The 11,817-nt window shown below is 37.7% G+C and carries 10 protein-coding genes; 2 read left to right on the top strand and 8 right to left on the bottom strand.

The annotated features are described in order from the left end of the window. Positions 1-35: 35 nt before the first annotated feature. The 8 genes from HMPREF3103_RS00050 to HMPREF3103_RS00015 form a co-directional block, all read right to left on the bottom strand. Entirely contained in the window at positions 36-1,622 is a 1,587-nt protein-coding gene (locus HMPREF3103_RS00050) for an amidohydrolase (protein WP_070436652.1), read from the bottom strand. Position 1,623: 1 nt separating this feature from the next. Further along, the gene (locus HMPREF3103_RS00045) at positions 1,624-2,712 is read right to left on the bottom strand and encodes an ABC transporter substrate-binding protein (RefSeq protein WP_070436650.1); all 1,089 of its coding nucleotides are present in this window, start codon (positions 2,710-2,712) and stop codon (positions 1,624-1,626) included. Positions 2,713-2,782: 70 nt separating this feature from the next. Beyond that, positions 2,783-3,742, bottom strand: coding sequence for an ABC transporter permease (locus HMPREF3103_RS00040; protein ID WP_070436649.1), 960 nt, complete (start codon positions 3,740-3,742; stop codon positions 2,783-2,785). Between the two features lie 6 nt (positions 3,743-3,748). After that, on the bottom strand, positions 3,749-4,807 hold the full coding sequence (locus HMPREF3103_RS00035) for an ABC transporter permease (RefSeq protein WP_070436647.1): 1,059 nt from the start codon (positions 4,805-4,807) through the stop codon (positions 3,749-3,751). A 1-nt stretch (position 4,808) separates the two neighbouring features. After that, on the bottom strand, positions 4,809-6,359 hold the full coding sequence (locus HMPREF3103_RS00030) for an ABC transporter ATP-binding protein (protein WP_070436645.1): 1,551 nt from the start codon (positions 6,357-6,359) through the stop codon (positions 4,809-4,811). Between the two features lie 100 nt (positions 6,360-6,459). After that, entirely contained in the window at positions 6,460-7,518 is a 1,059-nt protein-coding gene (locus tag HMPREF3103_RS00025; protein WP_371440372.1) for a BMP family lipoprotein, read from the bottom strand. Positions 7,519-7,642: 124 nt separating this feature from the next. Continuing rightward, entirely contained in the window at positions 7,643-10,087 is a 2,445-nt protein-coding gene (locus HMPREF3103_RS00020; protein WP_070436641.1) for a DNA translocase FtsK, read from the bottom strand. Beyond that, complete coding sequence (locus HMPREF3103_RS00015; RefSeq protein ID WP_070436639.1) at positions 10,080-10,394, bottom strand: DUF1033 family protein; 315 nt, start codon at positions 10,392-10,394, stop codon at positions 10,080-10,082. The genes HMPREF3103_RS00020 and HMPREF3103_RS00015 overlap by 8 nt, the downstream gene beginning before the upstream one ends. Positions 10,395-10,492: 98 nt before the next feature. Here HMPREF3103_RS00015 and HMPREF3103_RS00010 point away from each other — a divergent pair, with 98 nt between their 5' ends. Together HMPREF3103_RS00010 and yidC are read left to right on the top strand one after the other, a co-directional pair. Beyond that, entirely contained in the window at positions 10,493-10,765 is a 273-nt protein-coding gene (locus HMPREF3103_RS00010) for an acylphosphatase (protein ID WP_070436637.1), read from the top strand. 68 nt (positions 10,766-10,833) lie between these two features. Continuing rightward, positions 10,834-11,763, top strand: coding sequence for a membrane protein insertase YidC (gene yidC / locus HMPREF3103_RS00005; protein ID WP_070436635.1), 930 nt, complete (start codon positions 10,834-10,836; stop codon positions 11,761-11,763). Positions 11,764-11,817: the final 54 nt, after the last annotated feature.

Below are 11,817 nucleotides of genomic sequence, written 5' to 3'. Positions count from 1 at the left end.
AAAAGCTAGATAGACGGCTCTATCTAGCTTTTACACTACTTCTTAAAAACACATTTTCCATTTACATAGGTTGCTACCACTTTCACTTTTAATAAGTCTTGTGGATGTCCTACAACAATATTTCTATCTAAAACGACAAAATCGGCCAAATTGCCTACTTCCAGTGTTCCAATATCTAATCGACTTAATGCTTTAGCGGCACCACTAGTATGCGCCTTTAATGCTTCAACAATAGAAATACGTTGTTCTGGCATTAAACATGGTTCCGGTAACTGTTCTTTAGTTTGTCTTGCCACCGCGTTAAACATCGACTCAAACGGTGTAACATCCAGTACCACTGGCGTATCCGTTCCAAAACCAAGCGTCGCACCTTCTTTTATGAAGGATTTGAACGGGAACATATGACGCGCCCGCTCTGCTCCAACTTCTTCATCTAAAGTTTCATATCCTACTAATAAATGACTTGGCTGAACAGAAACAATGAGGGAATCTTGTGCCGTTAACGGCAGGTCTATAGGATCCATCACTTCTAAATGCTCAATCGTATTGAACTTATATGGTGCATCAAATGGAGTTTCTTCTTGAGCCTTTTTAAAATTTTGAAGCGTTAAAGCAATAGCCTTATCGCCTACCGTATGAATTCTCATAGGCCATCCTTCTTTATTGGCAAGAAGGGTTAAGCGTTCCATCTTCTCTTCCGTTAAGAGTGGCCCTCCGACATCTCCTTCAAAAAATGGCATTGGATACGGTTCTTTTAAATAAGCGGTATGCGAACTTGTCACTCCATCATAAAATTGCTTTACGCCACCCATTTGAAGCATTTCGGAACGGTAATTTTTGTAAAGTTCACGGTTTTGTTCCACTACTTCTCGCATCGCTGGGAAGAAGCTTACACGTACAGTGGCCTCTTTTTCCACATTTGAGTAGAGCTCAGGATATACAATATCATCAGGACTCTCCCCCGTTAAGGCCACGTCCCCAACTGCCGTCACACCCATTTGGTTTAAGTATGACATATAATTTTTTAACGCCTGTTCTTCATCGTCTTTATAAACAGATAATACTTTTGATAAATAATAGATGGCTTTTGCTTCAAGGAACACTCCTGTAAGTTCGCCTTCTTTTATTACTGCTTCTCCGCCGATGTTTTGCGGAATCGCATCTAGCGTTAATTCTAGCAATTCTAGAGCTTTTGAATTGAGCCAAATCGTATGAGCATCCCCTGCAATTAAACAAATAGGAATTGTCTTTGAAGCTTTATCAAGATCTTCTTTCGTTGGCAAAATTTGCTGTCCAAAATCACTTGCATACCAACCAATTCCAATCTTCCAACCATTATATTCAGGAATGGATTCCGCTTGTGTGACGACTTCTTCAATAGAGGCTCCTCCCACAGCTTTCATTTTCCCTAAATGGATTAAGGCAGACAAATATAAATGAACATGAGCATCTATAAAACCTGGAGTAACCAATTGATCTCCTACATCGGTAACTTCCCCTACTAGAGTAGTATTGTAATCCAATCGATTCACAATCACGCCATCTTTGATTTCTAAAATCGCAGGTACTGCTTCATTTGTATCGCCAATAAAGATATTCTTACTTTTTAAATAATAGTGCATATTATAATCCCATCTTGAAGTCTAAAAAGGCTTCATTATATTTTGTTATCCATTCATTTCCTAAGAACTCATAATGTTCTAGAGATTGGATAACGTCTTCTGATGGATAGAACGTCTCATCTGAAGTCACTTCTGGATCCATCAACTCTTTGGCTTTTTCATTTGGAGTTGCGTACCCAACAAACTCTGCATTTTTTGCTGCATTTTCTGGACGTAACATAAAGTTAATAAAGGCATATGCTCCTTCAACATTCACTGCTGTATGTGCAATTGCAAAATTGTCTGTCCAAACGGCACTTCCATCTTTTGGTAAGATATATTGGACGTTTTTATTCTCTTCTGCTACTGCCGCTGCATCTCCTGAATATCCCATTCCAATCGGAGCTTCTTCAAGTTTCATCATAGTTTTAATTTCTTCATTGAGTACTGCACGAACATTTGGTTTTAATTGTTTTAATTTTTCTTCCGCTGCTTTTAATTCAGTTTCATTCTTAGAATTTAATGAATACCCTAAGGATTGGAGAGCCATCCCTAACGCTTCACGGTTTCCATCTAGTACAAGAAGTTTGTTCTTAAACTCTTCTTTCCATAAATCTCCCCACGTTTGTATACTTTCAGGATCAATGTACTTCGTATTCACCATAATCCCAACCGTTCCCCAGAAATAAGGAATCGTGTATTGATTTCCTTGATCAACGGGACTATTTAATAAGAAAGAAGAAATATTTTCTAGTCCTTTAATCTTTGAATGGTCTAATTTTTGAAGTAAATTCTGATTTACTAATTTGGTAATACTTGATTCACTTGGAAATACTAAATCATATCGAGTTCCGCCTTGTTTCAATTTAGCTTCCATCGCATCATTGGAATCAAATGTTTCATATACCACTTGAATTCCAGTTTCTGCTTCAAATTCTTTGATTAATTCTGGGTCAATATAATTCCCCCAGTTAAATAGGAACAATTGTTGTTGTTCTGAAGAAGAACTCGATTCTTCTTTTGCTTCTTTAGTTTGAATAATATTTTTTACTCCAAATAAAATAGCTACCATTGCAAGGATAGCAATCATTAAAGTGACTAGTCTTTTCATTTATAACCCCTTCTCATTAAAAAACTGCTTTTAACAAAGATTCCAATCCAAATTAAAAGCAGTTTCATTATTATTTTGATTTAACGTAGTTTTTGCCGTTCGCAGCTGGCCCTTCCGATTTACCAATGAATCCTACCAATACAATGATAGTAATCAAATATGGCGCAATCGTCAAGCCTACTGACGGAATATCTTTAATAATTGGAATGTAGTTTCCGATAACCCCTAAACTTTGAGCAAGACCAAAGAGTAAAGCGGATAACATCACACTCACAGAATTCCATTTACCAAAGATCATCGCTGCCATTGCAATAAACCCTTGTCCCGCAATAGTTGTCGCAGAGAAGTTCAGTGTAATCGATTGAGCAACAATTGCTCCTCCAATCCCTGCTAAGAACCCTGAGATTAATACTCCTGCAAAACGCATATGATAAACATTAATTCCTAATGTATCGGCTGCTTGAGGATGTTCCCCAACCGAACGTAAACGTAAACCAAATTTTGTTTTGTTTAAAATCATCGAACAAATAAAGGCTAACCCAATTGCTAAATAGGCTAAAAGGAAAGTATCTGTAAAGAAGATTTGACCGATAATAGGAATCGAACTAAGCACTGGGATTGTCGTCTTCCCAAAGTAGTTCGTAATAATTTCCGTTTGTCCGAGTTCGTTATACAAAAGTCTGCATAAAAATACGGTTAAAGCGGGTGCAAGTAAATTTAACACCGTTCCTGAAATAATATGATCTGCACGTAAGTAAACAGTAGCTACAGCGTGAATCACCGAATAGCATGCTCCAGCAAGAGCCGCAACAAGGAGCGCTACCCAAGGTGTCCATGCGCCCAATTGTGGTGCAAATGCTAGATTGAAAACTGCGGAAGCAAAAGCACCTATAACCATCGTTCCTTCAAGACCAATATTAACAATCCCACTTCTTTCAGAAAATACACCACCAAGTCCAGTTAAGATAAGAGGTGTTGAATAGATGAGCATATTTCCGACAATTACTTGTAATAGTGTGACTAAATCCATATCTATTTACCCCTTTCTTTTCCCAAAACTTGGAAATTTATCGACAATCACTTGCATTAAATAGTTCGCCCCAACGAAGAAAATAATAAAGGCAACTACAATTGAAACAACCTCCGTTGGAATTTTTGCAAGTAGCGGCATAGAAATTCCACCAATCCGTAAAATTGCAAATACTAATGAAGAGAATAAGATTCCAAATGGATTACTTAGACCTAATAGCGCTACCGCCATTCCATCCCATCCAATACTTGGTAAGCTTTCAGAAGCAAAAGCATGTTGGAAAGTTCCTAACCCTTCCATAACTCCTCCAAGACCTGCAAGACCACCAGAGATTAGCATTGCTAAAATAATAGTTTTCTTTGCGCTCATGCCGGAATATTCAGCTGCATGTTTATTTAAACCTACTGTTTTCAATTCAAACCCGGTCGTTGTCTTATTCATTAAAAGCCAGACAACAAACACAGCAGCTATCGCAATGAAGATTCCACCATGTAATGTAGATTTACTCGTTAATTGATATAAGAAAGGCATCTTTAAGCTAGCGGCTTCTGGAACGGATGCAGTAATTTCTGCTTTTTCAGTTAGAACTTCACGAATCACATAATTCACAATATGCAATGCTGTATAATTCAACATAATCGTCACGATAACTTCACTCGTATTGAAGTAAGCTTTTAAATAACCCGCAATTCCTGCCCATAAAGCCCCTGCAAGCATCCCTACAAGAATACATAGAGGAAGTAATACGATTTTAGGTAAATCCGGGAAAAGAAGTCCTGTTGTAACAGAAGCAAACCACCCCATCAACGCTTGACCAGCTACCCCGATATTGAAGAACCCTGCATAACTTGCAAATGCAAAACCTAAACCTACAAGAATCAGAGGCGTAGCTTGTCTTAAAGTTTCACCAATATAAAATGGTTTTCCAAGAGAACCTTTTAAAAGAGCTGAATAACCTTTAACAGGATCAAACCCAAATACCGCCATAATAATGGCCCCTACTAATAGCCCTAAAACAACTGAAAGGACAGGAATAAGGACTTTTTTATAACTCGCACCTTTCATTTTATAACTCCTCCTGTTTCATGGCTCTTACTTGTTCTCTTGTAGAACCAGCCATCAATAATCCTAATTCTGTTTCGTTTGTTTCCTTAGTGTCTAATACATCCACAATTTTACCTTCATACATAACGGCAATTCGGTCCGCCACGTTTAAAATTTCATCTAGTTCAAAGCTCATTAGCAAAACTGCTTTCCCTTTATTTCTTTGTTCAATTAGACGTTTGTGAATATATTCAATCGCGCCAACATCTAATCCTCTAGTCGGTTGGGCTGCAATTAATAGACTTGGATCACGATCAATTTCACGAGCAATAATCGCTTTTTGCTGATTTCCTCCTGAAAGGGACCCAGCCGAAATAGTAGGACTTGGTGTACGAACATCAAATTCTTCAATTAAGCGTTCTGCTAAATCAACAAATGCTTTTTTATTGAGGAATCCACTTTTAGAGAGAGGTTCTTTATAATAAGTTTGAATTCCAATGTTCTCATCTAATCCCATTTGTAATACGAGCCCATGTTTATGACGGTCTTCTGGAATATGTCCTAGTCCCGTTTCAGTTCTTTGTCTTGTTGGCAGATGTGTTAAATCTTTTCCATTTAATTCAATTGAACCCTCTTCAATTTTTCTTAAACCTGCAAGAGCCTGAATGAATTCTGTTTGACCATTTCCATCGACTCCAGCAATACCAACCACTTCACCGTGACGAACTGATAAATTTAGACCGTTTACCGCATTAATTCCTCGACTATCCTTTACAACTAAATTCTTAATCACAAGTGCATCAGTCGTTGGATTTGCAGCTTCTTTTTCCGTTTTAAAGGAAACAGATCGTCCAACCATCATATCTGCTAGTTCCTGATCCGAAACACTTCCCATTTCTACTGTCCCAATCACATTTCCACGACGAATAACAGTGCAACGATCAGCTACTGCTTGAATTTCTTTAATTTTATGAGTGATTAGAAAAATCGATTTCCCTTCTTTCGTCAACTGCTTCATGATTAAAATCAATTCTTCAATTTCTTGTGGCGTCAATACAGCTGTTGGTTCGTCGAAGATTAAAATATCTGCCCCACGATAGAGCGTTTTAAGAATCTCTACTCTTTGTTCCATTCCTACAGAAATATCTTCAATTTTAGCGTCAGGGTCCACCACTAAGTGATACTTTTTAGACAATGCCAAAATTTCTTCTTTTACTGCATTTTTATTGATAAAACCGAATTTTGTTTGTTCTTTCCCTAAAATAATATTCTCAACCACTGAAAACTTCTTCACTAGCATAAAGTGTTGATGAACCATCCCAATTTTCAATCGGTTCGCTGTATTTGGTGAATCAATTTTCGTTGGAACACCATTGACCTTAATTTCTCCCTCTGTGGGTTCTAACAAACCAGAAAGAATATTCATTAAAGTAGATTTTCCTGCTCCATTTTCTCCTAATAACGCATGGATTTCGCCTTTCTTTAACGTTAAATCAATTTGGTTATTCGCAACAAAATCCCCAAATTTCTTCGTGATTCCTTTCATCTCAATCACAAATGTATCTTGTACCACTCTTCTCACCTCATAAATGATCTATGTATAAAAGAGTAGGAGTGAAGAAATATCCATTCTCTTCCACTCCTATTCCTCTCGTTTTAATCGTTAAATCTAATTAAGGTTTCGCAGGAACTTCTTGTTTTCCATCGATAATTGCTTTCTTATATTCAGCAACTTTTGCCTTAACTTCTTCCGTTAATTGACCATCTGTTAAACCAACACCATCATCTGACAATCCGTATACCACTTGTTCTCCACCATGATAGTTTCCTTTAGCAGCATCATCCGTAAATTTCATTAATGCTTGTTTAACACCTTTTAAAGTTGAAGTTAATGTTACATTACGAGAATCGTTGACTTTACCTTCTGCTTGTTGGTCTTGGTCAACCCCGATTACCCAAATTTTACGATCTGGATTTGTTTCAACGATAGATTTAGCTGCTGCAAATACACCTAAACCAGCACCACCTGCTGCCGCATAGATAACGTCGAAATCTGAAGCGTACATTGCTTCTGCTAAAGATTTAGCTTTTGCTGCATCAGAGAATGATTCAGCATATTGAATTTCAACAGTTGCATTTGGATTTACAGCTTTAACACCAGCTTTGAATCCTGCTTCGAATTTGTCAAGCGCTGGTCCGTGCATTCCACCGATAAAAGCAACTTTATTTGTTTTTGTAGTTAAACCAGCAGCAACCCCAGCTAGGAACGCAGCCTCTTGGTCTCTATAGTTGATAGAAGCTACGTTTGGTTGTTCTACCACACTATCAATGATTGCAAAGTGAGCTTCTGGATTTGCTTTTGCTGCTTCTTCAACAGCTTTTTGTAATTTAAATCCGATAGCAAAAATAATATTATATTCATTTAACACTGCAGTGTTGAGGTTTGTTGTGTAATCAGATTCTGACTTAGAAAGAATATAATCAACGCCATTGCCTTTTGTCTTACCACCATTGTTTTTACCCCATTCTAACAAACCTTCCCAAGCACCTTGGTTGAAAGATTTGTCATCAATACCACCAGTATCTGAAACCATAACGGCTTTAAAATTATCATTTGAACCTGAATTTGAAGCATTTGATGATGAAGATGAGTTGGTAGAAGAACCCCCACATGCTGCTAATACAGCACTTGCACCAATAGATAAAGCGAATAAAGCTAAACTCTTCTTAATTTTCACAATAAAAAACCTCCAATAAATGATTTACTACAGTCATTCTATCATAAATAAAATGAAAAGCAAGATAAATCTTTCTATTGGAGGTGATTCTATTGAAAAATGTTCGTGTTTTACATTTCTAAGTATTTGTTTCAGTCATTTCGGAAGCATTGTTTTCACTGAAAACATGAACATTCACTTTTCTTCCTTTGCTTCCATCTGCAGGACCGACATACCCACGCGCTTCTAAATCATCAATCATTCGTGCTGCACGGTTAAATCCGATACGGAATCTTCTTTGTAAGTAGGAAGTACTAATCGTTTCTTGTTCTTTTAATAATTCGATTACTTCGTAGAATAATTCGTCCTCCGGTTCACTACCACCAGAAGAAGTTGTATTTTCAGAAGGCATCATCGCTTCATCATACTCCACTTCTTGCTGATTCTTCACGAAATCAACGATACGTTCGACTTCTTCATCCGTTAAGAATGCACCTTGTACACGAATTGGTTTATTTTCACCCATTGGCATATACAGCATATCCCCACGACCTAGAAGTTTCTCAGCGCCATTGGCATCGATAATCGTACGGGAGTCTGTACCGCTAGATACCGCAAAGGCAATACGAGAAGGAACATTAGCTTTAATAATCCCTGTAATAACGTCAACAGATGGACGTTGTGTTGCAAGAATCATATGAATTCCGGCAGCACGGGCCATTTGCGCAAGACGAATAATCGCATCTTCTACTTCATTACTTGCAACCATCATTAAGTCCGCCAATTCATCTACAATCACGACAATATAAGGAAGTGTTGGATTATTTTCGCCTGTTTCGCGGTTATATTGTTCGACATGAGCGTTATACCCATCGATATTACGCATTCCCATTGAAGCGAATAATTCATAACGTTTTTCCATCTCAGCTACTACTTTTTGTAAGGCTTGAGCGGCTTTACGAGGGTTCGTCACAACCGGAGTTAATAGATGCGGAATGCCATTGTATACATTCAACTCTACCATCTTCGGATCAATCATCATCAGTTTCACTTCATGTGGTTTTGTCTTCATTAAAATACTTGTGATAATGCCGTTAATACAAACGGATTTACCAGAACCAGTTGAACCGGCAATTAACATATGCGGCATTTTCGTAATATCGCAAAGACGAACATTACCAGAGATATCTCTTCCTAATGGTACGTCTAAAGGTTTTGGAGATTGAATCGCCGATTGAATCACATCGCTAAAGGATACAAAACTTGTTTGGCTATTTGGAACTTCAATCCCTACATATGGTTTTCCTGGGATTGGAGCTTCGATACGAATATCTTTGGCAGCAAGTGCTAGAGCTATATCATCACTCAAGTTAACAATCTTACTTACCTTCACACCGATTGCTGGTTGAATTTCGTATTTTGTAACGGCTGGCCCTAGCATTGGGTTTGGCATGACTTTAGCATCCACCCCAAAACTTGCAAACGTACGCTCTAAAATACGCATATTGCGTTCCACAATTGTACGTTCATTCGATTGATCGGATTGTTGAACAGGATTCAATAAGGTCACTGGAGGTAATTGATAATCTTCATCATTTTCCTCGCCTCCCATTGCTAAGTCTCCGATATCTTCCCCATCATCCTCAAACGCATCATCCACATGGATAGAGTTTTCTTGTGTTTTAGAAGCGATTGGCGATGGAGTTGAAACTACTGGTGTTACCGGCGAAACTGGCTCTGGAGAAACTACTGGCTCACTGTAGACAGGTTCATACAATTCCTGCTCCGTATCTACCATTGATTCATCTTCATAATCATTAAAGAAGGCATTTTTCATTCGGTTTAATAAGGAATGTTCTTTTCGCTCTTCCTTTACAGGTTCTTCTACTGGAGTAGGCGCAACCTGATGGATTTCTGGATTTGGAGTATATAAATCCTCTTCTTCAAGCGCTTTTTGTTTGGCTTCTTTTTCTGCCTTTTTCTCAGCAATTTTTTGAGAAAGATTGGATACGTGAGTTCGAACAAAATTCATGACATCACTTAAATGAATATCAAAAATAAGTAATGCACTGCTTACAAGGAGTAAGAATACTAGTAGGTAAGTCCCCCATTGAGATACAAGGAAATAAGTTCCCGCATATAAAAGCGTACCAATGAGCCCTCCCCCAAGATTTTGAGAAATCGTATTGGATGTAAAATCAACCATAAATCGATTCATCATCTCTTGAAATAAAGGAGACCCTGAACTCGTAAAGCTACTATAAGTCATTACGGATACAAATAGGAGTAACGCAATACTTGAGCAAACTGCTGCCACAGTCCATCTCCAAATAATTTTAGGCATTCGTCCTCTAAAGAGCATTCCAAATCCAGCAAGGATTCCGCAAACGCCTCCGAACACAAATAAATCTCCTATAAAGAAACGAATGACGTTTGCAAAAAATTTACCCAAGAATCCCAGTTGAAATATTGCTAATAAACAATAGACAATCAAAAATACCGCTAACGCTTCTATAGAAAGTAAGGGATTTGAGTTTTGAGAATTTTTGCTTCTAGACGTTTTTTTCTTTGTTTGTTTAGCCACGTTCTTCTCCTTTCAAGTCTACTAATTGATTTTTTTCATCAACAATCATAATTCCATGAAAAATCTGAAGGTCACATTCACAAGGAACACAATAATCTGTTTCTACTGTGTTCCAAAATGCAACACAGCAAGATCCTTTCTCACGTTTTTCTGGATAGTTATTTTCAAATTTTTGATAGAGAGCCTGATAGGCACAAAGAGCATCTTCAATCTTATCAAACTCTTCTGTCGAAACAATCATCTTTTCCCAGTCTTCAAAAAACCACCATGGTTCATCATGACCCGCTGTTTCAATCACTTTAAACATGTTTTCACCTCGTATCTTAGTATACCAAATTTTAGGAAATCATGGTAATCTTGTTTCATAAAGAAGACAAATTAATCATCATTTAAGGAGGTATTTCTATGATTACTCGACAAATTCGCGTCTGGGGACGAGTTCAAGGTGTTGGCTTCCGTTTCTTCACACAGCAACTCGCTATTCAACTAGATATTACTGGAACGGTTCAAAACAAAATGGATGGTTCTGTCTTAGCCGTTGCTCAAGGAGAGCCAAACGCTGTCAATCGCTTTATTGAACGTGTAAAAGCATCCACTTCTCCTTACGGACGCGTCGACCGATACGAAGAATGTCCCTTGTTAGATGCACCTATTTTTACAAAATTTGAAATTATATAAAGAACATTGCTATTTCAACGAAACCCGTGTAAAATAAGTCATGTTATTAAATGAAAAGGAAAGTGATTATGAAACTTACTAAAAAAACGCAACTGCTTTTCGTTGCAACTGTTCTTCCACTACTATTAGCAGGATGTACCGCGCAATATAATGCAGATCATCAACCCGTTGGATGGCTCTATGAGTATCTAGTCGTCCCAACACAATGGTTATTAAATCAAATTGCTTCTATGTTTAATGGAAATTATGCTATTGCGATTGTTATCGTCTCCGTTCTAGTCCGTGTGGTTTTAATGCCAACACAATTCCATCAAATGAAATCAATGCTTGTGCAACAAGAGAAGATGGCTGTTTTAAAACCATATATTGCGGAAATTACTGCTCGTGCAGAACAAGCAGCAACTCCTCAAGAAAAACTAGAAATTCAACAAGAGCAAATGGATCTATACAAGTTAAATAACGTCTCATTAATGGGCGGACTTGGTTCTGGATGTCTTCCACTCTTAATTACACTTCCAATTTGGAGCGGATTATATAATGCAATCTTGCTATCTAACGAGATTTCAAGCAGTGACTTCATGGGAATTGCTCTAGGTAAAGAATTTGTTCCATTAGCAATTGCTACTGCTGCCCTATACTACATTCAATCTCTCGTAAGTCAAATGGGAATGGATGAAGAAACAAAGAAACAAAGTCGTTCTATGAACTATATTTTACCAGTAATGATGTTTATGATGACTTTCCAATCACCTGCAGGGGTTGGTATTTACTTCTTTGCTTCCGCTTTAATTCAAATCTTACAATCTTGGATTCAAAATACTTACTTACGTCCAAAAATTAAAGCTCAAATTGACGAAGAGTTAAATCATGATAATATCGTTTTACCAGAGCGTAAAACACCAAGCAAACCAGCACAAAAAGCAACACAACAAGAAACGTTTGCTCAGCGTCAAAATAAACCAGTTGGAAGAAACGCTGGAAAACAAAACCGCAAATAATAACGCAAAATACCTTTGAGAGTCTTGAAGTGCACCCCAAAAGTTAGACACAAA

The organism is Granulicatella sp. HMSC30F09 (genome assembly GCF_001806915.1).
GTDB lineage: Bacteria > Bacillota > Bacilli > Lactobacillales > Aerococcaceae > Granulicatella > Granulicatella adiacens.
This window is presented reverse-complemented; position numbering and strand designations above follow the sequence as displayed.